The sequence below is a fragment of the Fructobacillus cardui genome (assembly GCF_963580785.1).
Lineage (GTDB): Bacteria > Bacillota > Bacilli > Lactobacillales > Lactobacillaceae > Fructobacillus > Fructobacillus cardui.
This window is the reverse complement of the sequence record NZ_CAUZLS010000001.1, coordinates 302,414-328,905: the sequence shown is the minus strand read 5'-3', so window position 1 is coordinate 328,905 and position 26,492 is coordinate 302,414. Positions and strand designations below refer to the sequence as shown.

The 26,492-nt window shown below is 46.2% G+C and carries 19 protein-coding genes; 17 read left to right on the top strand and 2 right to left on the bottom strand.

The genetic code is table 11. From position 1 onward, the window contains the following. Window positions 1-67: 67 nt before the first annotated feature. A complete protein-coding gene (locus AABI20_RS01570; protein ID WP_338346575.1) occupies window positions 68-919 on the bottom strand; it encodes a MurR/RpiR family transcriptional regulator in 852 nt (283 codons plus the stop codon). 151 nt (window positions 920-1,070) lie between these two features. Between AABI20_RS01570 and gnd the strand changes: the two genes are divergently transcribed. The 16 genes from gnd to AABI20_RS01490 all read left to right on the top strand — a co-directional run bounded on the left by gnd (window position 1,071) and on the right by AABI20_RS01490 (window position 22,696). Then, on the top strand, window positions 1,071-1,979 hold the full coding sequence (gene gnd / locus AABI20_RS01565) for a phosphogluconate dehydrogenase (NAD(+)-dependent, decarboxylating) (protein ID WP_047975309.1): 909 nt from the start codon (window positions 1,071-1,073) through the stop codon (window positions 1,977-1,979). 153 nt (window positions 1,980-2,132) lie between these two features. Next, complete coding sequence (gntK, locus tag AABI20_RS01560; RefSeq protein ID WP_047975308.1) at window positions 2,133-3,671, top strand: gluconokinase; 1,539 nt, start codon at window positions 2,133-2,135, stop codon at window positions 3,669-3,671. 49 nt (window positions 3,672-3,720) lie between these two features. Further along, complete coding sequence (locus tag AABI20_RS01555) at window positions 3,721-5,103, top strand: gluconate:H+ symporter (protein WP_047975307.1); 1,383 nt, start codon at window positions 3,721-3,723, stop codon at window positions 5,101-5,103. 144 nt (window positions 5,104-5,247) lie between these two features. Beyond that, window positions 5,248-6,858 (top strand): APC family permease, encoded by a 1,611-nt coding sequence (locus AABI20_RS01550; protein ID WP_047975306.1) that lies wholly within the window; start codon window positions 5,248-5,250, stop codon window positions 6,856-6,858. A gap of 191 nt (window positions 6,859-7,049) precedes the next feature. After that, on the top strand, window positions 7,050-8,477 hold the full coding sequence (locus AABI20_RS01545) for an APC family permease (protein ID WP_047975305.1): 1,428 nt from the start codon (window positions 7,050-7,052) through the stop codon (window positions 8,475-8,477). Window positions 8,478-8,573: 96 nt separating this feature from the next. Next, entirely contained in the window at window positions 8,574-9,908 is a 1,335-nt protein-coding gene (locus AABI20_RS01540) for an aspartate aminotransferase family protein (protein WP_338346574.1), read from the top strand. A gap of 277 nt (window positions 9,909-10,185) precedes the next feature. Beyond that, window positions 10,186-12,867 carry an alanine--tRNA ligase gene (alaS, locus tag AABI20_RS01535; RefSeq protein ID WP_338346573.1) on the top strand — a complete coding sequence of 894 codons (2,682 nt, stop codon included), beginning with the start codon at window positions 10,186-10,188 and terminating at the stop codon, window positions 12,865-12,867. Between the two features lie 135 nt (window positions 12,868-13,002). Beyond that, the gene (locus tag AABI20_RS01530) at window positions 13,003-13,254 is read left to right on the top strand and encodes an IreB family regulatory phosphoprotein (RefSeq protein WP_047975302.1); all 252 of its coding nucleotides are present in this window, start codon (window positions 13,003-13,005) and stop codon (window positions 13,252-13,254) included. Beyond that, the gene (gene ruvX, locus AABI20_RS01525; RefSeq protein WP_047975301.1) at window positions 13,254-13,685 is read left to right on the top strand and encodes a Holliday junction resolvase RuvX; all 432 of its coding nucleotides are present in this window, start codon (window positions 13,254-13,256) and stop codon (window positions 13,683-13,685) included. Before AABI20_RS01530 ends, ruvX begins: the two co-directional genes overlap by 1 nt. 49 nt (window positions 13,686-13,734) lie before the next feature. Continuing rightward, window positions 13,735-14,034 carry a DUF1292 domain-containing protein gene (locus AABI20_RS01520; protein ID WP_059393585.1) on the top strand — a complete coding sequence of 100 codons (300 nt, stop codon included), beginning with the start codon at window positions 13,735-13,737 and terminating at the stop codon, window positions 14,032-14,034. Window positions 14,035-14,476: 442 nt separating this feature from the next. Further along, entirely contained in the window at window positions 14,477-15,409 is a 933-nt protein-coding gene (locus AABI20_RS01515; RefSeq protein WP_338346572.1) for an aspartate carbamoyltransferase catalytic subunit, read from the top strand. Further along, a complete protein-coding gene (locus tag AABI20_RS01510; protein ID WP_047975298.1) occupies window positions 15,406-16,674 on the top strand; it encodes a dihydroorotase in 1,269 nt (422 codons plus the stop codon). Before AABI20_RS01515 ends, AABI20_RS01510 begins: the two co-directional genes overlap by 4 nt. Before the next feature lie 4 nt (window positions 16,675-16,678). After that, window positions 16,679-17,764, top strand: coding sequence for a carbamoyl phosphate synthase small subunit (locus tag AABI20_RS01505; protein ID WP_338346571.1), 1,086 nt, complete (start codon window positions 16,679-16,681; stop codon window positions 17,762-17,764). Window position 17,765: 1 nt separating this feature from the next. Continuing rightward, window positions 17,766-20,939, top strand: a complete 3,174-nt coding sequence (gene carB / locus AABI20_RS01500) for a carbamoyl-phosphate synthase large subunit (protein WP_338346570.1) — start codon at window positions 17,766-17,768, stop codon at window positions 20,937-20,939. A gap of 3 nt (window positions 20,940-20,942) precedes the next feature. Continuing rightward, window positions 20,943-21,878, top strand: coding sequence for a dihydroorotate oxidase (locus AABI20_RS01495; protein WP_338346569.1), 936 nt, complete (start codon window positions 20,943-20,945; stop codon window positions 21,876-21,878). 161 nt (window positions 21,879-22,039) lie between these two features. After that, complete coding sequence (locus AABI20_RS01490; protein ID WP_421825114.1) at window positions 22,040-22,696, top strand: glycoside hydrolase family 73 protein; 657 nt, start codon at window positions 22,040-22,042, stop codon at window positions 22,694-22,696. 93 nt (window positions 22,697-22,789) lie between these two features. Here AABI20_RS01490 and AABI20_RS01485 read toward each other — a convergent pair whose 3' ends face one another. Continuing rightward, window positions 22,790-23,968, bottom strand: coding sequence for an ATP-binding protein (locus tag AABI20_RS01485; protein WP_338346568.1), 1,179 nt, complete (start codon window positions 23,966-23,968; stop codon window positions 22,790-22,792). A 200-nt stretch (window positions 23,969-24,168) separates the two neighbouring features. Between AABI20_RS01485 and pcrA the strand changes: the two genes are divergently transcribed. Further along, window positions 24,169-26,418, top strand: coding sequence for a DNA helicase PcrA (gene pcrA, locus AABI20_RS01480; RefSeq protein ID WP_288845926.1), 2,250 nt, complete (start codon window positions 24,169-24,171; stop codon window positions 26,416-26,418). The last annotated feature ends 74 nt before the right edge of the window (window positions 26,419-26,492 follow it).

Below are 26,492 nucleotides of genomic sequence, written 5' to 3'. Positions count from 1 at the left end.
CTGTTGATTAACAGTGCGTTTTTTTGTTGACTAATGCTGATTTTTAAGCAAAGGTCCGAAATAGTGGTTAATGGAGGCGGGTGCTCTCAATCACATCGCGCATGGTATCGACGACGTGTTGCGTTTGTGTTGGGAGCTTTGAGCCTGCAAGGGTGAAGAGCGTGTCGATAATGGTTAACTGGGCGACCAAAGAAGACATCGATTCTGACCGGAAGTTAATTTCTTCAGCTAAGGACAAGAAGACTAAATCAGCCATCTGGGCCAAAGGAGAATCGGCGAAGGAAGTAATCGCGATAAAGGGAACTTGGTTGTCCTTTAACTTTTGGGCAACAAAGAGGGTATCTTCGTTGCGACCGGAGTGGGAAATCACGACGGCGGTGTCTTGCGGCGTTAACTTGACGGCTTGCATCAATTGGATATCGTAATCGGGATGAGAAATGACATCGATTGGGGTACGTAAGAATTTATGGTAGGCATCAAAGGCGGCAATCGAAGAACCACCAATTCCAAAGAATCCAACTCGCTTCGCCGAAGTCAGCCATTTCACCGCTTGGTCTAATTTTTCGGCGGATAGGTTATCGATGGTCATTGAAAGGGCGTTTTGGGCACCGGCAAAAACTTTTTTTGTAATGGCGGCGGTGTCATCAGCATCCTCAATTTCACCAAACAAGTCAACGGGCGGCTTTCGTTGATTATAAGAGGCGAGGGCCACCGAAAAGTCGCGATAGGAGGCGAAACCGATTTTTTTAACAAAGCGTGAGATGGAAGCGGTCGATACGCCAGTTTCTTCAGCCATTTCACGGATGGTGCCGGTTGCGGCTTCGGCGGGTTTGGCCTTAATATAAGTAATCAGTTTACTTTCGGTCTGATTATAACCGGCCGGATTTTGTCCGAGTTTAACAAAAATTGAATTTGACATAGTTGTCTCTCTTTATTATTGAAGAACTTAAGAATATAAATACTATACCGAAATTGAAATTCATTTTCAATTATCGCTTGCATCATGTAAATAATTTTCATATAATAGAATTTGTAGTCTAATAGAAGAATTCAAAAAAGAGGTAATACACATGAAGTTTGCCATGATCGGCCTTGGTAAGATGGGTCTTAACTTGGTTAAGAACGCCGTTGACAATGGTCACGAAGTTGTTGCATTCGACTTGAACAAGGATTTTGTTGCAGAAGCAGATGCCTACTCAGACAAGGTTGAAGGCGCAAGCACAATCGATGACATGTTGGCTAAGTTGCCATCACCAAAGGTTGTTTGGGTAATGGTACCAGCTGGTGTTCCAACAAACTCAACAATCGATACTTTGATTGAAAAGATGGATAAGGGCGACATCATCATTGATGGTGGAAACTCAAACTACAAGGACAACTTGGAACAAAACAAGCGCACCACTGCAGCTGGTTTGAAGTTCTTCGATGCTGGTACTTCTGGTGGAATGTCAGGTGCTCGTAATGGTGGAAACTTCATGATTGGTGGCGATGACGCCGAAGCATGGAAGACAATCGAACCATTGTTTGCTTCAATCGCTTTGGAAGATGGTTACTTGTACACTGGTCGTTTGGGATCAGGTCACTACTTGAAGATGGTTCACAACGGAATCGAATACGGTATGATGCAAGCCATCGCCGAAGGTTTCGAAGTATTGGAAGCTTCACAATTCGATTACGACTACGAAGCAGTCGCAAAGTTGTGGAACCACGGTTCAGTTGTTCGTTCATGGTTGATGGAATTAGCCGAAGAACAATTTGCCAAGGATCCAAAGTTGTCAAAGATTTCTGGACGGATGCACTCATCTGGTGAAGGAAAGTGGACAGTTGAAGAATCACTTGACTTGGAAGTTCCAGCCCCAGTTATCTACTTGTCACTTGCAATGCGTTACCGCTCATTGCAAGAAGACACGTTCACTGGAAAGGTTGTTTCAGCATTGCGTAACGGCTTTGGTGGACACGCAATGGACGCTGCTAAGTAATTTAAGTTTTGTTTTGAAACTTGCTCCCGTTACTTGGGGGCTTTTTCTTTGAAAAGCCTATTCTATCAAGCGTTTTGCTATTCTAGATTAAGCTAATTTATCAGAAAAAAGGCCGTGTGGCCTTTTTTCTGGAATTGTGATGGAGAAATAATCATGGATTATATGATTGGTATCGACTTAGGAACGACCTCGACCAAGGCCGTTTTGTTCGATGATCAAAACCAAGTGGTGGCCCAATCGAACGTTGGTTATCCTTTATACCGGGACCAAACAGATATGGCGGAAGAAGACTTAGATGAAATCTTTGTTGCTTTCACCAATGCTTTAGCTGCCGTCGTTCGTAAGGCCAAATTGAGCGAAGGAAACAAGGTTGCAGCTGTTTCTTTTTCATCAGCAATGCACTCATTGATTGCTTTTGATAAGGATTGGAAGCCACTGACACGTGTGATTACTTGGGCCGACACTCGTGCGGTTAAGTATGCTGATGAATTGAAGGAATCTGGTCAGGGGATGGAAATCTACCAAAAGACCGGAACGCCAATTCATCCAATGGCACCTTTGTCAAAGTTGCTTTGGTTGAAGAATGACCAGCCAGATATTTACAACAACGCTGCTCATTACTTGGGAATTAAGGAATATTTGTTCTTCCGTTTGTTCGGTGCAAACAAGATGGATATTTCAATTGCCTCAGGAACTGGTTTGTTCAACATCTTTAACTTGGATTGGGATGAACAAGCTTTGTCAGTCACTGGTTTGTCAAAGGACCAGTTGCCTGAACCTGTCTCACCATATGAATATGAAACCAAGATGAAGAGCGACTACGCAACGGTTCTTGGTTTGCCTGCTGATACACCATTTGTTTATGGTGCTGGTGACGGCCCATTGTCAAACCTTGGTGTTGATGCCGTTCAACCTGGTGTCGCAGCGATTACGATTGGAACTTCTGGTGCCATCCGTGTCGTTTCTGACAAGCCTGTTATCGATCCAAAGGGCCGGACATTTACTTATGCCTTGGATAAGGATCACTGGGTTGTTGGTGGACCAGTGAACAACGGTGGCGATGTCTTCCGTTGGGCCCGCGACAACCTCTTTGATGCCGAGAAGTCAACGGCTGCATTGCTTGGGCAAGATGCTTATGACTTGATGACTGAAGTGGCATCGAAGATTCCTGCTGGTTCAGATGGCCTGCTCTTCCATCCATATTTGGGTGGTGAACGAGCACCAATTTGGGATGCAAACGCTCGTGGTTCATTTTTCGGTTTGAACCATTCACATACTCGTGCAAACATGATTCGTGCCGTTCTGGAAGGAATTACCTTTAACGTCTATATGGTCTCCTTGGCCTTGGAAGAAGTTGTTGGTTCATTGAAGTCCATCCAAGCAACTGGTGGTTTTGCTCGCTCACCTTTGTGGCGACAAATGTTTGCTGATATCTTTGAACAACCTGTAACAGTGCCACAAGCCTTTGAATCAGGGGCGTTGGCAGCTGTTGTTGTTGCTCAAAAGGCCTTGGGTCAAATTGATGATTTGTATGAAATCTCGAAGTATGTTGGTAAGTCAAACACTTATCAACCAGATCCAGAAAACTTCGAAGCGTACCGGGAATTGGCACCAATCTTTATTCGCTTGTCACGCCAATTGCAAACTGAATATGATAACATTGCCGACTTCCAGCGTAAGCACATGAAGTAAGGCGCAGAGATAATAGGAGTAGAAAGCCAACTGGCTTTCATATGGATAAATGGAATTTGTTATGTTATTCGTGTCCATCTTACTCTTGCTGGTTTTAATCACCAAGTTTAAGTTGAACACCTTTGTATCGTTGGTCATCACGGCCTTCGTTTTGGCCCTTTTGTTGGGCATGAATCCGTCAAAGATTCCGGACGCCGTTTTGGGCGCTCAAGGAATGGGAAACATCTTGGGCTCAAACGCCGTTATCTTCATCTTTGGTGGGATGATTGGTCGTTTGGTTGCTGATGCTGGTGGCTCTTATCGAATTGCTAAGACCTTGATTGCTTGGTTCGGTTTGAAGCGTTTGCAATGGGCCGTTCTGTTAGCTTCCTTTATCATTGGAATTTCAATGATTTTCGGAGTCGGCATGGTTTTGTTGATTCCAATCGTCTTTGCTGTTGCCATTGAAGCGGGTGTCCCATTGCTTTACTTGGGGATTTCAATGACGGCTGCCTTGTCATCTGCACAAGGTTTCTTGCCTCCACAACCAGCTCCAACTGCTGTTGCCTCACAATTGGGCGCAAACGTTGGTTTGATGTTGATTGTTGGTTTGGTTGTTTCAATCATCACGGCCGTTGTTGCCGGTCCTGTTTATACAAAGTTGGCACAGAAGTTTGCTCCTGATGCCTTCCAATTCAAGGAACATATCGAAGCAGTTGGTGAGGTGAAGGAATATGACTTGGATAAGTCACCAAGCTTTGCTTTGTCAGTTTTGACTTCTGTCTTCCCATTGATCTTTATGATTATCGCCACTGTTTATAAGCTGGTGGTTTCAGGTGGAAAGGCCCCAGCTAATCCCGACATGGTTTACCGAGTAATTGATTTCTTGGCTAACCCAGCTGTTGCGATGACGATTTCTTTGATCTTTGCTGTCTTCGCGATGGGACCTGGTCAAAAGCGTTCAATGAAGGATGTTGAAGCTTCATTGACTGAAGGCTTGAACTCTGTGGCCGGCATCTTGTTGATTGTTGGTGGTGGTGGTGCCTTGCGTGGTGTTTTGGTGACATCAGGTATGTCAAACCAAATCGCTCACTTGTTCCAATCATCAGGTTCAATGTCTCCTATCACGATTGTTTTGTTTGCTTGGGCAGTGGCCTCATTGCTTCGAATTGCCGTTGGTTCAGCCACGGTTGCTGGTATCACGGCTGTTGGTGTCGTGAACGGTATCTTAGCTGCTAACCCACACGGTGACTTGTTACTCGTCTTGGTTGCCTTGGCCATTGGTGCAGGTTCATTGATTGCTTCACACGTTAACGATGCTGGATTCTGGATCTTTAAGGAATACTTCGATTTGACGGTTAAGCAAACCTTTCAAATCTGGACGGTTTTGGAAACAGTTATTTCCGTAACTGGTTTGATTGTTATCTTAATTATTACGGCACTTTTTGTTTAAATCAGTGCAAAAAAACTGTTGGTATTAACAACCAACAGTTTTTTTGTATAATAGAGTTGCAATTTGTAATCGTTCTGGTACAATAGTGACCATTGGTGATTCACATGTAAGTGGTCACTTCGATAAATGTGTTGGAAGGATATTATGAAATCTCATAAAATTGGTTTATTACAACTTGTTCTTTTGGGACTAGGATCATTGATTGGTTCTGGTTGGCTGTTTGGTTCTTGGGAGGCAACTCGTGTTGCTGGGCCGGCCGCCATTATCTCATGGGTGATTGGAGCGGCCGTGATTGGCGTGATTGCTTACACCTATATTGAATTGGGAACGATGTTTCCGCAGTCGGGTGGAATGTCAAAATTTGCTCAGTATACCCACGGTTCACTCTTAGGCTTTATTGCTTCATGGGCGAACTGGGTATCACTGATTACTTTGATTCCAATCGAAGCGGTGGCGGCCGTTCAATATATGTCAACTTGGCCTTGGAAGTGGGCAAACTGGACGCACCATTTCTTAAGTAATGGTCAAATCACGACACCAGGTTTGCTCGTTGTCTTTGGTTTCATCGTGATTTTTACGTTGCTAAACTACTGGTCGGTGACCTTGTTGACTCGCTTTACTTCAGCAATCTCATTCTTAAAAATTGGGGTACCATTGTTGACGATTGCCATGTTGACCATTTCAAGTTTCCACCCAGGAAACTACGGCTCAACTGTTCACCAGTTCATGCCATATGGAACAGCACCAATCTTTGCGGCAACAACTGTTTCTGGTATTATCTTCTCTTTTAATGCCTTTCAAACAATTATTAACTTCGGTTCAGAAGTTAAGGACCCAACAAAAGATATTTCTCGCGGAATTGTGATTTCTTTAGGAATCGCGGCGGTCTTGTACATTTTGATTCAATCAACCTTTATTACGGCTATTGAACCATCTGAGATTGCTAAATTTGGTTGGCACGGAATCGATTTCCAGTCACCATTTGCTGATTTGGCCATCTTACTTGGCTTGAACTGGTTGTCAATCTTGCTGTATACGGATGCCTTTGTTTCACCATTTGGAACTGGTGTTTCCTTTGCGGCCTCAACTGGTCGTGTCTTGGCTGCGATGGCCTCCGATAAGCATATCCCACAATACTTGGGTAAGATTAACGAAAAGTACGGTATTCCACGAATGGCCATGGTCACGGATGCTATCTTGTCAATGATTATGGTCACGGTTTTCCGGTCATGGGGAACCTTGGCGGCTGTGATTTCAACTGCTACCTTGATTGCTTATTTGACGGGACCAGTTACGGTTATGTCATTGCGGAAGATGGCGCCTGATTTCAATCGACCATTTAAGTCGAAGAGCATGAAATACATGGCTCCTTTGGCCTTTGTATTGGCTTCATTAGCGACTTATTGGGCAATGTGGCCAACTACAATTGAAGTTATCTTGATTATTGTCTTGGGGCTGCCATTTTACTTCTTCTACGAGTGGAAGCAGGGCTGGTCAATGGACCGCGCTAAGCAGCAAATCAAGGGATCTTCCTGGTTGCTTTGGTACTTGGTTGCCTTGTCAATTGAATCATATATTGGTTCACACGAATTTAATGGAATCGGCCTTGTGAAGTACCCATTGGACTTCGTGATGATTATTGTCGTTGCTTTGGCCTTCTACTTCTGGGGAACGGGATCACGCTTGGTTACCAAGCATTTCCGTCGCGCCAAGAAGATTAATGATACGGTTGAAGTTGAAGAACCTGAACTTTAATATTGATTTAAACAAAAAGAATCGGTTAATCCGGTTCTTTTTTTAATTCAGCAAGGAATTCTTTAGATTACAAGGGGATAAATGAGAGGCCATAAAGTCAACAAAGCTAGTATTAATAAAGTATTTGACATTTAAATTAGAAAATGCTAATATTTTTGATAGTTTATAAATTAAGAAAGTAGGAGATGCTTATGGCAGATAAAAGCGGGATGGGCTCTTGGTTTAGGAGAGCTGATCCATCAGCGTTCGAACAAAGTGATGCCCATCTGAAAAAGACACTGGGTGTGAAGGAAATGTTGGCTTTGGGAGTCGGAACAATTGTTTCAACTGCCATCTTTACCTTGCCAGGAATCGTGGCAGCGAACCACGCGGGGGCAGCCGTTACCTTGTCCTTCGTGGTTGCTGCGGTCGTTTCTGGTTTGACAGCCTTTGCTTATGCGGAGTTTGCTTCTGCTTTGCCATTTGCTGGTTCCGTTTATTCTTGGGCCAACGTTGTCTTTGGTGAAGTTTTCGGTTGGATTGCCGGTTGGGCCTTGTTGGCTGAATACTTTATCGCCGTTGCTTTCGTTGCTTCTGGTTGGTCAGCCAACTTCCACCAATTCCTAGCTAATTTTGGCTTGTCATTGCCAAAGGCCTTGAATGGCTCTTTTGCTGCCGGAAACGGTGGAGTGATTGACCTTTTCTCACTCTTGGCCGTTTTGATTGTGGCCACTTTGCTTTGGAAGGGAACGAACACGACTGCTAAGGTTGAAAATACTTTGGTTGTCTTGAAGGTCTTGGTCATCTTACTCTTTATCGTTGTTGGTGCAACTGCTATCCACCCTTCAAACTATGCTAACTTTATTCCAGCTCATAGGCCGGGAACAACTTTTGGTGGTTGGCAAGGAATTTCAGCGGGAGCTTCACAAATCTTCTTGGCCTATATTGGCTTTGACTCGATTGCTGCCAACTCTGCTGAAGCAAAGAACCCACAGAAGACGATGCCTCGCGGTATCATTGGTTCTTTGATTATCGCCACTGTCTTGTTCGTGACGGTTGCCTTGGTCATGGTTGGAATGTTCCACTATACCCAGTATGCTAACAATGCTGCGCCAGCTGCTTGGGCCTTGGAAAAGGCTGGACACCCACTTGTGTCAAACATTTTGTCTGTTGTTGCCTTGGCTGGTATGTTTACGGCCATTATCGGAATGATGTTGGCTGGTTCTCGTTTGCTCTATGCCTTTGGCCGTGATGGTTTGTTGCCAAAGTTCTTGGGTGACGTTAACGGTAAAGGTTTGCCAAACAACGCTTTGCTGGTCTTGACTGTCATTGCCGTTTTGGTTGGTTCTGTCTTCTCATTCAACGAATTGGCCGGTTTGATCTCAGCCGGAACGTTGATTGCCTTTATCATGGTTTCAGTTGGGGTTTACGCCTTGCGTCCACGTGAAGGAAAGGACTTGCCAGTACCTGGCTTCAAGATGCCACTTTACCCAGTTCTGCCTGCTTTGGGTGCCTTGGGTGCTTTCTATATCTTCTGGTCATTGGATATCCAGGCTCGTGTTTATGCTGGCTTCTGGTTTATCTTAGGCCTGTTGGTTTATATGTTCTATGGTTCACGCCATTCACGTTTGCACAAGTAAATCAGCACAACTTTACTCAATATTTTTTATTGAAAGCCCGGAAATTTCCGGGCTTTTATTGTATAATGATTAAAAAATGAGAAAATGAGGTTGGGTATGAGTAGAAACTTAGATATTTTAGCCGAAGAGGATCAAAACCGAAATGAAGCAGCCCGGATTAAGTATTTTGATTTAGTGGTGCAATCGGGCTCTGGGGCGACGGTGACAGATGCTGATGGGAAGACCTATATTGATTTGTTGGCCTCGGCTTCTGCCATTAACTTTGGGCATTGCCATCCAAAAGTGGTTCAGGCTATTAAGGATCAGGCTGAACAGCTGATTTTGTATACGCCAGCTTATTTCGCGAATACGACCACGGCGAAGCTTTTGGACCGGCTGTCTCAATTAACGCCAGGCGACTTTACCAAGAAAGTTGCTTTAGGAAATTCGGGTTCAGATGCCAACGAGGCGATGATTAAGTTTGCTAGAGCTTATACAGGGCGGCCAAATGTGGTGACCTTTACCGGCGCGATGCACGGGTCGACCTATGCAGCCTCGATTGCTTCAGCGATTTCATTAAATCAGGTCCGCAAAATTGGTCCGTTGATGCCTGGCTTTTATAAGGCACCATTCCCGGACAGCCATGACCGATTGCCAGGAGAAAATGAGCATGGCTTCTCCTTGCGTAAATTTGCTGAATTTAAGCAACTTTTTGAGAGTTATGTGCCGGCGGATGAAACGGCGCTGGTCTTAATTGAACCAATCCAAGGGGACGGCGGCATCGTCAAGGCGCCGCAAGAATACATGGATTTGGTTTATCAATTTACCAGAGAAAACGGCATTATTTTTGCAGTTGATGAAGTCAACCAGGGCTTAGGCCGGTCCGGCACGATGTGGTCGATTGATCATTTCGGGATTGTACCTGATTTGCTAGCCATTGGAAAATCGATTGCCTCTGGTTTGCCATTGTCAGCCGTCGTTGGGAAGGTTGAAATCATGGATGCCTTGCCTGCACCGGGCCACCTCTTTACGACTGGGGGAAATCCGGTGGCAGCCGCAGCTGCCTTGGCTGGTTTGGACGTCTTAGAGGAAGAAGACTTAGTTGGTCGATCAAAGCGGCTGGGCAATCGAGTGCAAGAATACTTTGATCAGGCTAAACAACATTATACCTGCCTCGGCGATGTACGAATCTACGGTCTTGATGGTGGCATTGATATCGTTGACAAGGATGGCCAGCCTGACGCCCAATTGGCGAGCCAAATCATTTTCAGGCTCTTTGATTTAGGGGCCGTTATGATCACGCTTCGGGGCTTTATTTTGCGTTTCCAGCCACCTTTGGTAATTACAGAGGAACAGCTTGACCAGGTCTTTGCAATGTTTGACCAGGTCTTTACGGAAGCTGACAATGGAACTTTGAAGCCATTGCCAAAAGACCGTGCAATTGGCTGGTAAAGAGACTTTCGCCAAGAAAAAATTGTGCTATAATTATCCATAGTAACTGGATATGCGGTCTTATAGCTTCCTTTTAGCAAGGTGTTGGTTGATGGAAAACACTAGGAACATAAGTTCGTGCTCCCAGGATAAATGCCGAAATCGGCCGCATCCTAGCGTTATCAGGACTTAAAGGTAAAGATTGGAAAGATCATTACAAACAGCGGTGGTACCACGGTCACGCGTCCGCTCTTTGTTTTGGTCTTTTTTTATTTAACCGAAAACCAAAGGAGAACTCATGAAAGAATTATCATCAGCTGAAATTCGGCAAATGTTCTTAGATTTTTTTGCCAGTAAGGACCACTTGGTGGTACCGGCCAAGTCATTGGTTCCAGAAAACGATCCATCACTATTGTGGATTAACTCTGGGGTGGCCACTTTAAAGAAGTACTTTGATGGCTCTGTTGTGCCACCAAAGCCTCGATTGACCAATGCGCAAAAGGCCATTCGAACAAATGATATTGAAAACGTTGGTAAGACTGCCCGCCACCATACGCTTTTTGAAATGATGGGGAATTTCTCAATTGGAGACTATTTCAAGGAAGAAGTGATTCCTTGGGCTTGGGAACTCTTAACTTCACCAGAATGGTATGGTTTGGACAAGGAAAAGCTGTACGTCACGGTTTATCCAAAGGACCAAGAGTCACGCAAAATCTGGGAAGAAAAGACTGATTTGCCAGCAGGTCACGTCTACGAAGTCGAAGATAACTTTTGGGATATCGGTGAAGGCCCTTCAGGTCCCGATTCTGAAATTTTCTATGATCGTGGTGATGCCTTTGCTGATTTGCCAGCAGATGATCCCGAAATGTATCCAGGAGGCGAAAACGAACGCTACTTGGAAATCTGGAATATCGTCTTCTCACAGTTTAACCACTTGCCTGGATTAACGGACAACAGTACGTACCCAGAATTGCCACATAAGAACATTGATACGGGAATGGGACTTGAACGATTGGTTTCTGTTTTCCAAAATGGTCGGACAAACTTTGATACGGACTTGTTCTTGCCAATTATTCACGAAACTGAAAAATTAGCTAATGGTGCCAAGTACGACGAAACCAAGGATACGGCCGAAAACGTTTCCTTTAAGGTAATTGCTGACCATATTCGAGCAATTTCATTTGCCATCGCTGACGGTGCTAAGCCAAGTAACGAAGGTCGTGGCTACGTTATCCGCCGCTTGCTTCGTCGAGCTGTTTTGCACGGCCAAAAGTTGGGCATTCAGGGTGAATTCCTGACGAAGTTGGTACCAGCCGTGATTAGTACATTGGATTCTTACTATCCAGAGTTGAAGGACAACCAGACTGAGATTGAGAAGACAATTTTGGCTGAAGAAAAGCGATTTAACAAGACTTTGAAGGCTGGTTTGTCACTCTTGGACGAAGTGATTGCTGAAGCCAAGAAGAATGGTCAAAAGGAAATTTCTGGTGCAGATGCCTTTAAGTTGTCTGATACCTACGGTTTCCCAGTTGAATTAACGGAAGAACAGGCTGAAGATGCCGGTCTGTCAGTTGATCTGGCCGGCTATCAAGAGGCTTTGCAAGAGCAGCGTGATCGTGCGCGCGCCGCTCGTTCAACCGACAATGCCATGGGCGTTCAAAACGCTGCCTTAACAGACTTGAAGGTCCAATCAATTTATGTTGGTTGGACTGATAAGGCGGTTCTTGGTGCCAAGGTTGTTGCTGTTTTGGTTCACGATGAAAACGGCGTGGCCCAAGTAGCAACAGAAGCTCATGCTGGCCAAACAGCTTGGTTGGTCTTTGATAAGACACCATTCTATGCTGAAATGGGTGGCCAAGTTGCTGATTTTGGAACGGTTAAGGATGAAAATGATAATATCTTAGCCCAAGTGACCGACGTTCAAAATGGACCAAATGGCCAACACATCCATACGGCGCAAATTATGGCCGATGTGAAGGTCGACCAGGTGGTTGACTTGGCCATCGATTTGGACCGCAACCGTGCTGTGTCGTTGAATCACACGGCTACTCACATGTTGGATCAGGCATTGCGGAATGTGATTGGTGGGGATGTCCACCAGGCTGGTTCTTTGGTGGAACCTGAGTACTTGCGCTTTGACTTTAATCACGAAGGTCCGGTTGACCAAGCAACATTAAATCAGATTCAAGACCAGGTTAACGAGCAAATTGCCAAAAACTTGCCGGTTACTTGGGAAGAAATGTCTCTTGAGGATGCCAAGAAGGTTGGCGCCGTGGCGGTCTTTGATGACAAGTACGGTGATACGGTTCGAGTGGTTTCCATTGGTGACTATAACCAGGAATTTGATGGCGGAACTCACGCCCAGTCAACGGCTGAGTTGGGACTCTTTACGATTGTTTCTGAATCCGGTATCGGGGCGGGTGTTCGTCGAATTGAAGCGTTGACTTCAATTCCGGCCTTAACTCGCTTTGAAGCAGAGGAACAGACACTTGCTGCCATTGCCAAGAGCTTGAAAGTACCAAACCTTTTGGCCGTGAAGGACAAGATTGAAGAGGTTCAAGCTGATTTGAAGACCGCTAATCAGCAGATCGAGGCGATGCAGGCACAATTAGCTGCCTTGCAGGCTGGCGAACTCTTCAATAGTCCAAAGCAAATTGGTCAATTAACGGCCGTGATTGCTCAGGTCAAGGTCGATAACGCCGGTGGCTTGCGCCAAATGGCAGATGTTTGGCGCGACAAGGGTGCGTCAAATATCTTGGTTTTGGCTGCTGCCATTGGTGACAAGGTTAATTTGTTGGTTGGTGCTGATAAGACGGCCAACGCGACTGGCATTAAGGCAGGGGATCTGGTCAAGGCCATTGCTCCAACTGTCGGTGGTGGTGGCGGTGGCCGGCCTGATTTGGCCCAAGCCGGTGGAAAGGACCAAAGCAAGATTGCTGAAGCCCTCGACCAAGCCGAAAAAATCATTGGTCAAGCTTAATACATTCTTTGATAGAAGGTCGACGGAGGACAACTGGCAAATTGGTCAGCTTGGAATTTAGTCGGCTTTTTGCTTGGAAACGTGTTAAACTAAAGACACGTAAAAGTGAAAATTGTGAAGAAAGGAGTGTGTACGATGAGTGTGAACGATAAGACTGCGATTTTTGACTTCGGTAACCAGGCACCAAAGGATATCCATGAAACGATGGTATTGGTTTATGCCGCTTTGGAAGAAAAGGGTTACAAACCAATCAATCAGATCGTTGGGTATTTAATGTCTGGCGACCCAGCTTATATTCCCCGACTCCATGACGCGCGTAATTTAATTAAGCGTCACGAGCGCGATGAAATCATCGAGGAGCTCGTACACGCCTATTTAAATAAGTAATGCGGATACTAGGACTTGATGTAGGCTCAAAAACAGTTGGTGTAGCCGTTTCCGACCCAATGGGGTGGACGGCACAAGGGGTGGAAATCATCCGCATCAACGAGGACGAAAAAGTCTTTGGCTTAGACCGCTTGGGTGAAATTATCCAAGAAACAGGCGCAAAAGGCGTCGTTTTAGGTCTGCCTAAGAACATGAACAATACCGAGGGTCCTCGTGCCGAAGCGGCGCGAGCGTACGCTAAAATGGTTGAAGACCGTTTTAGCTTGCCTACTGATTTTCAAGATGAACGGCTAACAACGGTTCAGGCGGAACGGATGCTAATCGAAGAGGCGGATGTTTCTCGGAAGAAGCGTAAGAAGGTTATCGACAAGATTGCCGCAGAATTCATTTTGCAAAATTATTTGGACGCTAACGGTAAGTTGACTAAGTAAATCTGTTTTTTACTTTAGCGCAATCGTAACAATAACAAAGGATTTTTTTATGGCTAAGCAAAACCCAGAAATTGACAAGATTACCCTGATTGACGACAATGGCGACGAAACTTTATACGAAGTTTTGTTTACTTTCCATTCAGAGGAATTTGACCGTTCATATATCTTGCTCGTCCCAGATGGTGTCGAAGAAGATGAAGAGGTTGATGTGCAAGCATACATTTTCAATCCAGCCGAAGATGGCGAAGCAACGGAAGAAGATTTGTTGCCGATTGAAGATGATGCAGAATGGAACATGGTCGAAGAAGTGTTGAACACTTTCTTGGATGATGATTCAAACTTTAACTAAGCATGATGGTTAGTCACCACACTATTGTATTGTGGTGACTTTTTTTGACTCAAATTGGTGATGAAAGAGGATTGTTTGGAGCAAAAATCAGCAGTGGTCACTGTTAGCTTTCTTGACAAGAGACAATAGTTGGCCATCACACTTTTTTATGTCAGAAAAGCTTGCCAAAGGCATTTACAGGTGCTAAAATACTAACAAGCAAACAAAAGTTGCAATCCTTTAAAGCCGACCGGAGAGTCGCTAAGGTGGACAAGCAGCAAGGTAATGGTTGGAAGAAATTCCAGACCCCTGGGCGAGACCCTGGCTAACCTTGACAAAAGGCTGACAAGAATGGACAAAGTGCAAGCTAAACGATTCCAGTCAACCGCCACTGACGCTCTGATCTTAGGATTAGGGCGTTTTTTATTGGAAAATTGCAGCGGGAAAATCAAGGGGCATTGAGATGACGAATTGGAACAACTGCCTAGACCTAGCAGATTTATCAACAACACAATTACAAGAAGTTTTGGACTTAGCCCAAGACTATCAAGCCGGGAAACAAGCACCAGCTTTGAAACGTCCGGTATACGGTGTGAACCTCTTCTTTGAGAATTCAACAAGAACCAAGTCATCCTTTCAGATGGCGGAGAAGAAATTAGGGATTGACTTAATTGAGGTTAATCCGGCGACTTCTTCCGTTCAAAAAGGCGAAACGCTGTCGGACACGCTGCGAACGCTAGAAGCAATCGGTGTTGACTTTGCCGTTATTCGCCACGGCCAAACTGGTTGGTACCAAGAACTAGTTGAAAACCCCTATGTCACAATGGGTCTGTTCAACGCAGGTGACGGCGCTGGTGTTCACCCATCACAAACTCTTTTAGATTTATTAACGATTGAAAATGAATTTGGCCGAATTGACGGCCTCAAGGTTGGTATTATTGGTGATTTGGCTCACTCACGAGTGGCAAAATCAGATGCTAAAATTTTAAAGTCATTGGGCGCAACGCTTTACTTTGGCGGACCTGATTCCTGGTACAGTCATGACTTTGATGATTTGGGAACGTTTGGCACGCTGGAAGAAATTTTACCGGAATTAGATGTTGTCATGATGCTCCGGGTGCAATTGGAGCGCTTCGACGAAGCGAACCGCGACGCCTTTACGGCCGTTGATTATTATCAACAGTTTGGCTTGACACAAGAGAGAGCCAAGTTGTTACCAGAACACAGCACTATCATGCATCCAGCCCCAGTTAACCGCAATGTCGAAATTGCAAGCGAATTGGTGGATGGCGACAAATCACGGATTTTCACCCAGATGGGTAACGGGGTTTTTGCCCGGATGGCGATGATTACCAAGGTCCTACAGGCACGCGGCTTAATGGAGGCTGACAAATGAGAGTATTAATCAAGCATGCAGTAATTAACAAGCGCTGCCAGGACATCTTAATTGTGGATGGCAAGATTGAAAAGATTGCCCGGGGAATTGAAGTCCCAGCCGACGAAGAAATTAATGCTCATGGTGCCGCAGCCATTCCCGGTTTGATTGATGTCCACGTACATTTCCGTGAGCCAGGCTTAACTTATAAGGAAACCATCGAGACAGGCTCTCACGCAGCCGCTCACGGGGGCTTCACAACGGTGATGACTATGCCAAACGTCAAACCAGTTGTTGATACTGCCGAGAAGGTTCGTCAACAGGTTTTGTTAAATCAGGAAAATAGTCTGGTGAAGATTGCCCAATTTGGTGCGCTATCTGCCGACCTGGTTGGCGTGGGCGCAGCTGATTTACAGGCAATGGCTGATGCTGGTGCCATGGCCTTCTCAAACGATGGCCACGGTGTCCAAGATGCGCAAACGATGTTGGAAGCCATGAAGGCGGCTAAGCAGGCTGACCGCGTGATTTCAGCTCACTTGGAAGATGATTCCTTAATCCAAGGTGGGGTAATGAATGCCGGATTGGAGGCTGAACGCTTAGGCTTGCCCGGGATGACAGGGTTGTCCGAATCAACCCAGTTAGCTCGCGACCTGGTGATGGCGCAGGCAACCGGCGTCAAGTACCACATCGCCCATATCTCAACCAAGGAATCTGTTGCCCAGGTTCGCTTGGCCAAGCAAATGGGCCTGTCAGTGACAGCGGAAGTTTCACCACACCACTTGTTCTTGGATGACAGCATGATTGAAACCGATGACCCAATGTTCAAAATGAACCCACCATTGCGGTCAAAGGAAGATCGATTAGCCCTAATCGCTGGGCTTTTGGATGGGACGATTGATATGATTGCCACCGACCATGCGCCACACAGCGAAGAGGAAAAATCAGGTTCCATGCACGATTGCTCATTTGGCATTGTGGGACTGGAAACGGCCTTGCCACTGGTTTATACCCACTTTGTTAAAAGCGGCTTAGTCGACTTAGATACTGTCCTTGATTGGATGGTTCGCCGACCAAAGCAGGTCTTTAATCTCGCATCTGCAGGTGAACTACGAGTTGGGGATGCCGCCGACATCGCTCTGGTGGATTTCATCCATCCGTACAAGATTAACCCAGAAGAATTTGAATCAAAGGGGAAGAATACCCCCTTTACCGGTCAAGAGGTTTACGGCAAGGTCTTAAAGACCTTGGTCGACGGCCACTTGGTCTATCAAGCAAAGAAGGAGTAAGGCAATGCAAGGATACTTAGTATTGAAAAATGGATCAGTTTACGCCGGTGAGCGTTTCGGCTCCGAAAAAGATTTGTTAACGGAAGTTGTCTTTTCAACCGGGATGACTGGTTACCAAGAAACGATGACCGATCCCTCATATTTTGGCCAAACAATGGTCTTCACTTATCCTTTGATTGGTAATTACGGCATTAACTTAGACGATAACGAAGGGGCTGGTAGTAAACCCGCCGTTGATGCCATTATCGTCAAGGACCTGGCCCGCCGCCCTGCCAACTTCCGTTCTGTGATGACCCTTGCTGATTTTGCCAAGGAAGAAGACTTGCCAGGATTGACTGGTGTTGACACACGGAAATTAGCCAAGGAAATTCGCGACCATGGTTCAATGCCTGCCGTTTTGGTCTCTGAATTAAATCACGAAAAGATTGATGCCCTCTTTGCTCAGGACTACCCATCATTGTTGTTGGCCCGGGCCAAGAAGGAAGAAGAAATCGAAACCTTCGTTGGTGAAGCGGGCGGACCAAAGATTGCTTTGTTGGACTTTGGTTTAAAGGGCTCAATCGTGAAGGCCTTGCAAAAGCGTGGCGCAACGGTAACGGTTTTCCCTGGCACGACGCCAGCTTCTGTAATTGAAGCCAGCAACCCCGACGGTGTCTTGCTATCAAACGGCCCTGGTGATCCAACTCAGTACGGTTATGCAACGAAGACCATCCTCGAATTGCAAAATAAGTATCCAATCATGGGGATTTGCTTGGGACACCAGCTCTTTGCCATTGCCAACGGTGCCAAGACTTACAAGATGAAGTTTGGCTACCGTGGCTTTAACCACGCCGTGACGGATGTGGACCACAAGCGGAAGTACTTCACCTCACAAAATCATGGTTATGCCGTTGACCGGGCTTCATTGGCCGGTACGAATTTGGAAGTAACCCACGAAGAAATTAATGCTGAAACTGTTGAAGGCGTTCGGTTGAAGGATAAGGAAGCATTTTCAGTCCAATTCCATCCGGATGCTTCGCCAGGACCACACGACGCCGAATATATCTTTGACAACTTCATTAACAAGTTGACGGAAAAGAAGGGAGCCTAAGATGCCCAAGCGAAATGACATTCATAAAATTTTGGTAATTGGTTCGGGACCAATTATTATCGGTCAAGCGGCCGAATTTGACTATTCTGGTTCACAGGCCTGCCTCTCACTAAAAGAAGAGGGCTACCAGGTGGTGTTGATTAACTCCAACCCCGCTACGATCATGACGGACCAAGAAATTGCCGATAAGGTGTACTTGGAACCAATTACTTTGGACTTCGTCAAGGAGGTCTTGTACCGAGAAAAGCCGGATGCCATTTTGCCAACCTTAGGAGGCCAAACTGGCCTAAACATGGCCAAAGATTTAGCCGATTCCGGTATTTTGCAGGAACTAAACATTGAATTGCTTGGGACGAAGTTGCCAGCCATCGAACAGGCTGAAGACCGCGAATTGTTCAAGGATTTGATGGAAGAATTGAACGAACCAGTACCGGAATCGCAAATTGCCACAACAGTCGAAGAAGCAGCTGATTTTGCCGAGAAAATTGGCTATCCAGTTGTTGTCCGTCCCGCCTATACGCTTGGTGGAACTGGTGGTGGTTTTGCCAATAATTTGGTTGAATTAGAGGAAATTACGGCTCACGGTTTGGAACTGTCACCAGTGACTCAGGTGTTGATTGAAAAGTCGATTGCCGGCTACAAGGAAATCGAGTTTGAAGTTATGCGTGACGCTGCCGATAACGCCTTGATTGTGGCTGGGATGGAAAACATCGATCCAGTTGGGGTGCACACAGGTGATTCCATTGTTGTTTCGCCAACGCAGACTCTTTCAGACCGGGACTATCAAATGATGCGGGATTCCGCTTTGAAGATTATCCGGGCCTTGAAAATTGAGGGTGGTGTCAACATCCAAATGGCTTTGGACCCAGAGTCCTTCCAGTATTACATTATCGAAGTGAACCCCCGTGTTTCTCGTTCATCAGCCTTGGCCTCAAAGGCAACTGGTTATCCAATTGCTAAGATGGCGGCCAAGATTGCCGTTGGTTTGCACTTGAACGAAATTAAGAATCCCGTGACACAGACGACTTGGGCCGCCTTTGAACCAGCCCTTGACTATGTTGTAACCAAGATTCCACGTTTCCCATTTGATAAGTTTGAACATGCTAAACGCACGTTGGGGACACAAATGAAAGCGACTGGTGAAGTCATGGCCATCGGTCGGACACTTGAAGAATCATTGTTGAAGGCTGTTCGATCACTTGAAATTGATGAAAAGGACCTGAGTGCTGGTTACTTTGAAGGCGTTTCAACAGAAGACTTGAAGGCACAATTGATGCCAGCTAAGGATGACCGACTCTTCGTCATCGCTGAATTGATTCACCGCGGGGTGACGATTGAAGAAATTCATGATATTACTCAGATGGACTTGTTCTTCTTGGACAAGATTCTGCACATTATTGAAATCGAAAGAACGGTTCAAGCTGGACCCGACAACTTCGAGGAAATTAAAACAGCCAAGGAATACGGCTTCTCTGATGCTTGGTTAGCAAAGTTGACTGGCAAGACGGAAGCTGATTTCCGTGCTTGGCGCAAGGCACAGGGCTTGTTACCAACCTTCAAGATGGTTGATACGGTTGCCGGTGAATTTGAGTCGAAGACACCTTACTACTATGGCACGTACGAAGACGAAAATGAGTCAATTGTCACGGACCGACCTTCTGTTTTGGTTCTTGGCTCTGGCCCAATCCGGATTGGACAGGGAGTTGAATTTGACTACGCGACTGTTCACGCCGTGAAGGCCATCCAACAGGCGGGTTATGAAGCCATTATTCAAAACTCAAACCCCGAAACAGTTTCCACTGATTTTGCCATTTCCGACAAGCTTTATTTTGAACCATTAACCCTAGAAGATGTCTTGAACGTGATTGACCTCGAGCAACCTTTAGGTGTCGTTGTGCAGTTCGGTGGCCAAACGGCCATTAACTTGGCTGCTGGTTTGGAACAGGCTGGTGTTAAGGTCTTGGGAACAACGGTGGCTGATTTGGACCGCGGAGAAGACCGAGACGAATTTGCCAAGGTGATTGACAAGCTTGGCTTGCCAAAGCCAAAAGGTGAAACGGCTACGACCAAAGAGGGTGCCTTGAAGGCAGCCAATGACCTTGGTTACCCCGTTTTGATTCGACCATCTTATGTGATTGGTGGTCGGTCAATGGCCATCATCGATTCTGATGACGACCTGAAGACCTATATGGAACAGGCGGTAAAGGTTTCAAACGATCACCCAGTTTTGATTGATGATTACCTTACTGGTCAAGAAGCTGAAGTTGACCTGATTTCAGACGGCACAGATGTGTTGATTCCAGGAGTGATGGAGCACATTGAACGTTCTGGGATTCACTCAGGTGATTCCTTTGCGGTTTATCCAACGCAGCAGATGTCTGAAAACGTGAAGGCTCAAATCGTTGAATCTGCTCAAAAGTTGGCCAAGGAATTGAACGTAATTGGTTTGATGAATATCCAGTATGTGATTCATGATAAAATTGCCTATGTGATTGAAGTCAACCCACGGGCTTCGCGGACGTTGCCATTCTTGTCAAAGGTCACAGAGATTCCAATGGCTCAGGTCGCTACACAAATCATGTTGGGCAAGTCTTTGAAGGACTTGGGTTACCAATCTGGTTTGGTTCCTGAACCAGCAGAAGTTCACGTGAAGGCACCGGTCTTCTCGTTTGCCAAATTAGCTGGCTTGAATTCAACGGTTGGACCAGAAATGAAGTCAACTGGTGAAGTCATGGGAACCGCTGACAACTATGATCAAGCACTCGCTAAGGCGATGGTTGGCGCTGGCTTGCCAATTTTGCAAAAGGGTCGGATTCTTTGGGATTTGGCCGAAGCAGACCAGCAAGAGGGGGTGGTGGCCTTGGCTAAGCGTTTTGCAGCCCTTGGCTTTGAATTGGCTGCTACTGACAGCAATGTGGCCTTCTTGCAGGAAAACGGTGTTGCAGCAAAAGCAGCGCCAGCTGATTTGCCGATGGCGATGGCTAAGCAAGAATTCCAAATCATGGTCAATACACTCGACCAGGCTGATCAGGCTTTGGCGGGGGAGAGCTCTGTTCGAGCGGCAGCAATTGTTAACGAGGTGGCCTTGTTTACGGCCTTGGATACCGTCGCTGCTTACTTGACGGTTTTGGAATTACCAGAAGAAACACACTTTGTAAAAGCATTGGGAGAATGATTCATGACGGAAATTGATTTAAGCGCTGACCTCTTTGGTCAAACTTTAACGAGCCCATTGCTCAACGCCTCTGGGGTCCACTGTCAGACCAAAGAAGAACTGAATGACTTGGCAAACACGAGTAACTTGGGCGCGATGGTGACAAAATCAGCAACGCTTCAAGCTCGTGAAGGAAACCCAAACCCACGCTACTATGACCTCGAAAATGGTTCGATTAACTCGATGGGGTTGCCAAACTTGGGTTATGATTTTTATCTTGATTACGTTTTGCAAGAGCAGACAAAGCCAACCATTTTGTCAGTTGCTGCTTTGTCAGCGGCCGATGCGATTACTTTGTTAAAGGACTTGCAGGCTTCCGATTACCAGGGACCAACTGAATTGAACTTGTCTTGCCCAAACATTGTTGGGGAACCTCAATTGGCCTACGACTTCGAGGCAACCGACCGGGTTTTAAGTGAAGTCTTCAGCTTTTACACGAAGCCTTTGGGCGTGAAGTTGCCACCATACTTTGATTTAGTGCACTTCGATAAGATTGCTGCAGTCTTGAACAAGTACCCATTGACTCACGTGAACACGATTAATTCGATTGGTAACGGCCTTTGGGTTGATGTTGATCAGGAACAGGTTGTTACCAAGGCCAAGGGCGGCTTTGGTGGCCTTGGGGGAACAATGGTCTTGCCAACTGCTTTGGCCAATGTTCGGGCCCTCCGTCAACGCTTGAATGACAGCATTAAGGTCTTGGGAACTGGTGGTGTGACTTCCGGGGCAAATGTTTTTGCACATATTCTCTGTGGGGCTGATTTGGTATCCGTCGGTACTCAGGTGATGAAGGAAGGTTTGGGCATCTATGACCGTCTAGCCGAAGAATTAAAAGCCATTATGGCTGAAAAGGGTTACCAAAGCTTGGCCGACTTCCGCGGGAAGTTAAAGGAACTGTAAGACGGTTTTGGCTAAAAAATCAGTCAGCGTTTTGACTGGTAAAATGATTAAACCAACAGTGATGTTGGTTTTTTCTTTTTTTGGCAAATAAATTAGAAAGGCGTATACTGGCTATATTCAATTTCAGACAACAATGATTCTAATAAAATGGAGGTGCCCTGGTGGCTAAAAAGCGGAAAAAGAAAAAATGGTTTTTCCTGCCAAAGGCGAAAAAAAAGCGGCGAATTTACTTTATGCTCTTGCTCGTTTTTCTAACTTTGATTGCTTTGACCGTGGCGATGAACCAATCGATGACAACCAAAAAAGATCAAATTATCTATCAAGACGAAGCCAAGCAAAAACAGCTCCAAATTTGGGCGCCATTTGCACAAAAGATGCAATATAAGTATCGAATTTTTGCTTCCATTTCACTGGCACAGGCGATTTTGGAATCTGATTGGAACCAGTCTATTTTGTCAAAGGACTATAACAACTTGTATGGCATTAAAGCATCGGCTAGCCAGGCTGGTGTAGTCGTTCCTACCAAAGAGTATGAGGACGGTCATTGGATGACAGTCGATCAAAAGTTTGCTTCCTACAATACCTGGCAAGAATCAATGGAGGCGCATGCTCAGCTGATTTCAAAGGGGACCCACTGGAATCCTAACCAATATGAGCATGTGCTGGCAGCCAAAAATTACCAAGCAGCAGCGCAGGCCCTTGTGCAAGATGGGTATGCGACCGATCCGACTTATGCGGCCAAATTAGTGGCAGTCATTGAAACCTGGAATTTAAAGCGCTTTGATTTGGCGGTGACGATGGGGGATGCTACTTCCTAAATGGCTTGATTGGGTAAATGTATTAGAATCGTTTCAATTAAAAAGAGGACCGTATACGCCATGGACGCGAGTATAGTTCTCTTTTTGTTTGGTTTATTGGTTGGTCTTCGATGCGAAAATCGTGACAGTTCGACTCGGTTTCTGGCCAATTTTGACAATTGCTTGGCCGGTTTGTAGCTGACCTAACTTCTTGCCAGTTTTAGCCGAGTTGGCTAAGAGGGGCAGGGCCTGCCATTCGTTTTGGTTTGTGAGTCGATGGGCGATTGTGGCTGAAAATTGCCCTAGTAGAGCGGTCGGCAAGTCGAGTGGCGACTGAGAAGCAAAGGCCACCAGGAGGCCCTCCTTGCGCCCTTCACGAAGAATTTGTGCTAAGCCACTGCCCTTGTCTTGGTCAGCTTGGTTGTTTTTCATGAGGAAACGGTGACCCTCGTCGATTAAGAGGTAAACCGTCGTTTTGTGCGTGCTCTGAGCCTGGAAACTGAGAAGTTGGCGCCAAACGGTGGACATGATGGTGGCTTGGAGGGCACCGAGGTCTTTCAGTTGGGCGAGATTGATACTGATTTTTGCACCGAAGTCGGCCTTGGCCGTTGCTAATTTGAGTAGGTAAAGCAAGTCGTACTTGGTCGTTTTCACCTGGGTGTTTGGAGCAATTGCCTTTAGGCGCGGATCTGCCAGTCGGTCGGCTAGTTGGTCGATGGCCGTCATCAAATCAGGATCGGTGTCGTCAAGGCTTTCTTCATGATCTGCAAATCCTTGACGAGCCAGCAACCGCAATTGGGGCGCGAGGAGGCTTAATGAAAAGGTCCATTGGCTTTTATATAGCTGCCTTTTTTGCTCATAAAAGGTATCGGTGGTTAAGGACTGAGTATTTAAAATGTCCTTTTGTTGCTGGCTAAGGTAGTAGTTGATGCGCAGGGCTGCTTGAGCTTGCCCCAGTAGAAGTTGCCACTTGGTTGGCCAGGCCAAATCAAGGGCAGTTAGCAAGTCTTCTGCTGCTAGCTGGCTGAGATCAAAGTAGACGTTTTTGCCAACAACATAAGACGCCTGCTGGTCGTTTGCCTGGCTAAATTCACCGGTTGGGTCGAAAATAATTTGTCCAAGTCGATTTTCCTGTAGTTGCCGGCTAATTTGTTTGAGGGTTGTTGATTTGCCGGACCCAGTTTGCCCAACCAAAAGCAGGTGTGGGGCGAAAAGCGTCGTGGCCGCTGGTTGGTACTTAGCTTTGAACCAGCCAGTCTGGCCTAAAGTGAGTAAGTGTTCGCTAGTTTGCATGATTTTTCCACCTTTAATTATAGTTACCTTACCAAAAAATCAGACAGGCTGTAAATGGTTAATTACTGGTGGCTAAGGCGTGGTTACTGGGTATTTTTCAGGCGAGCAAGCGAAACCAGGACTGTTTTTTGTCTTGGCCTGATTTTTCTTGAATTATGATAAAATAAAAGCAGTGAACAAAAACGATTTAGGATGGCAAAATGACTGTTGAAGAACTAACCAAGGGTATGAATAGCAAGCAAGCAGAGGCGGTCAGAACGACAGAGGGACCGCTTTTAATTATGGCTGGTGCCGGATCTGGGAAGACCAGAGTTTTGACGCATCGCGTTGCGCATTTGATTGAAGATTTAGATGTGGCACCCTGGCGGATTTTGGCCATCACCTTTACGAATAAGGCTGCCCGTGAAATGCGGGAACGAATTGGTAAATTAGTGGATGAACAGTTGGCCCAATCCGTTTGGGTTTCAACATTCCACGCCCTGGCTGTCCGGATTTTACGTCGAGACGGTGAACGTATCGGCTTGGGAAAGAACTTTACGATTTTGGATAGTTCTGCCCAGAAGACGCTGGTGAAGCGGGTGATTAACGATTTGAACCTGGATTCAAATCAGTATGATCCGCGGACCATTTTGGGAACTATTTCCAATGCCAAAAACGATTTATTAACGGCCAAGGATTACCAAGAGCAGGCCGCTAATTTTTATGAAGAGCGGGTAGCAGAAGTTTATTCTTCTTACCAGAAGGCTTTGCGTCAGGCGCAGTCGGTCGACTTTGATGACTTAATTATGTTGACGATTGAACTCTTTGAAAAGGCTCCTGATGTTTTGCAACGCTACCAGGACCAGTTCCGGTACCTCCACGTCGATGAGTACCAGGACACCAACGACGCCCAGTATAAGATTGTCAACATGTTGGCGCAGGGTTCAAAAAACTTGGCCGTTGTTGGAGATGCCGACCAGTCAATCTATGGTTGGCGTGGTGCCAATATGCAAAATATTTTGAACTTTGAAAAGGATTGGCCCGAGGCAAAATCAGTCTTCTTGGAACAAAATTATCGGTCAACCCAATCGATTTTGGATGCTGCCAATGGTGTGATTAATCACAATAATGAGCGAGTGCCAAAGAAGCTTTGGACCGAAAACGGCGTTGGGGACAAGATTACCTATTACCGGGCCCAGTCGGCTCAAGACGAGGCCTATTATGTGTTAGGCCAAATTCAAAAGGGTCAACGTGAGGACCATAAGTCCTTGTCCGACTTTGCCATTCTTTACCGGACCAATGCCCAGTCCCGTGCTATGGAAGAGTCCTTGGTCAAGGCCAATATTCCTTACACGATTGTCGGTGGGCATAAGTTCTACGACCGTAAGGAAATTTTGGACATTATGGCCTATCTCTCGTTGGTTGCTAACCCAGCTGATAACGCGGCCCTAGAGCGGATTATCAACGTTCCCAAACGTGCCATCGGCCAGTCAACGGTTGACCGGCTTTTTACTTTTGCCAACCAAGTCAACTTGCCAATGTTGGCGGCTATTGACCAAGTCGAAATGGCCCAAGACATCCGTCCAGCCGCAGTGACAAAGTTGCTTTCCTTTGCTGAAATGGTGCATAACTTCCGCCAACAGGCTGAGTTCTTAACCGTTTCTGAGCTAACGGATTTGATTTTGGAACAGTCCGGCTATCGTCAGGAATTACAGGCAAAATCAGACCCCGAGTCGCAATCACGATTAGAAAACCTAGATGAATTTTTGTCTGTAACGAAGGAATTTGACGACAAGTACGATGCCCAGGCGGAAGATGCGGTCAACCCGTTGACTGATTTCTTAGGGTCAACGGCCTTAATGGCTGACCTGGATAACGTCGAGGAAGATAGCGGGGTGGTCACGTTAATGACCCTGCATGCCGCCAAGGGACTGGAATTCCCAACGGTCTTCTTGATTGGCCTTGAAGAGGGCTTGTTCCCATTGGGACGGGCCGCACAAGACGAGGATCAACTAGAGGAAGAACGGCGCCTGGCCTATGTCGGGATTACGCGAGCTGAGCAGAAACTCTATTTGACCAACGCTTTCTCCCGCTTATTATACGGTCGGACACAAGCGAACCAACCTTCCCGCTTTATTGATGAGATTTCGCCTGAATTGCTTGAGCAGGCTTATCCAGCAGGTGGATCTGGCGTTTCTGCTGGTTTGTCTTCGAAGTTACTTCGAGCAACGAGCACCACTTATCAAGGGGCCGCTAAGGCTAGTCCAGTTCAAAAGAAATCAGCCGGAACCACTGGTGCTGAAGGCGTGACATGGCAAGCTGGTGATAAGGTTTCTCACAAGAAGTGGGGTATTGGAACGGTTGTTTCGGTCACCGGTGATCAGGCTGACCAAGAACTCAAAGTCGCTTTCCCAGAAGATGGCATTAAGCAACTCTTGGCTGCCTTTGCACCAATCACACGGATTGATTAAGCGGGCAGGAAGGCACGGAGGCTTCCCCCTTGGTGCAATCACAGCTATGGCGGTCGCTGGCTAAACGGCCGTGT

Coding starts and splice junctions, on each gene's coding strand:
- AABI20_RS01505 (WP_338346571.1), top strand. CDS start 16,679: ATGCAAGGATACTTAGTATTGAAAAATGGATCAGTTTACGCCGGTGAG.
- pcrA (WP_288845926.1), top strand. CDS start 24,169: ATGACTGTTGAAGAACTAACCAAGGGTATGAATAGCAAGCAAGCAGAG.
- ruvX (WP_047975301.1), top strand. CDS start 13,254: ATGCGGATACTAGGACTTGATGTAGGCTCAAAAACAGTTGGTGTAGCC.
- AABI20_RS01485 (WP_338346568.1), bottom strand. CDS start 23,968: ATGCAAACTAGCGAACACTTACTCACTTTAGGCCAGACTGGCTGGTTC.
- AABI20_RS01540 (WP_338346574.1), top strand. CDS start 8,574: ATGAGTAGAAACTTAGATATTTTAGCCGAAGAGGATCAAAACCGAAAT.
- AABI20_RS01550 (WP_047975306.1), top strand. CDS start 5,248: ATGAAATCTCATAAAATTGGTTTATTACAACTTGTTCTTTTGGGACTA.
- AABI20_RS01555 (WP_047975307.1), top strand. CDS start 3,721: ATGGAATTTGTTATGTTATTCGTGTCCATCTTACTCTTGCTGGTTTTA.
- carB (WP_338346570.1), top strand. CDS start 17,766: ATGCCCAAGCGAAATGACATTCATAAAATTTTGGTAATTGGTTCGGGA.
- gntK (WP_047975308.1), top strand. CDS start 2,133: ATGGATTATATGATTGGTATCGACTTAGGAACGACCTCGACCAAGGCC.
- AABI20_RS01530 (WP_047975302.1), top strand. CDS start 13,003: ATGAGTGTGAACGATAAGACTGCGATTTTTGACTTCGGTAACCAGGCA.
- gnd (WP_047975309.1), top strand. CDS start 1,071: ATGAAGTTTGCCATGATCGGCCTTGGTAAGATGGGTCTTAACTTGGTT.
- AABI20_RS01515 (WP_338346572.1), top strand. CDS start 14,477: ATGACGAATTGGAACAACTGCCTAGACCTAGCAGATTTATCAACAACA.
- AABI20_RS01570 (WP_338346575.1), bottom strand. CDS start 919: ATGTCAAATTCAATTTTTGTTAAACTCGGACAAAATCCGGCCGGTTAT.
- AABI20_RS01510 (WP_047975298.1), top strand. CDS start 15,406: ATGAGAGTATTAATCAAGCATGCAGTAATTAACAAGCGCTGCCAGGAC.
- alaS (WP_338346573.1), top strand. CDS start 10,186: ATGAAAGAATTATCATCAGCTGAAATTCGGCAAATGTTCTTAGATTTT.
- AABI20_RS01495 (WP_338346569.1), top strand. CDS start 20,943: ATGACGGAAATTGATTTAAGCGCTGACCTCTTTGGTCAAACTTTAACG.
- AABI20_RS01520 (WP_059393585.1), top strand. CDS start 13,735: ATGGCTAAGCAAAACCCAGAAATTGACAAGATTACCCTGATTGACGAC.
- AABI20_RS01545 (WP_047975305.1), top strand. CDS start 7,050: ATGGCAGATAAAAGCGGGATGGGCTCTTGGTTTAGGAGAGCTGATCCA.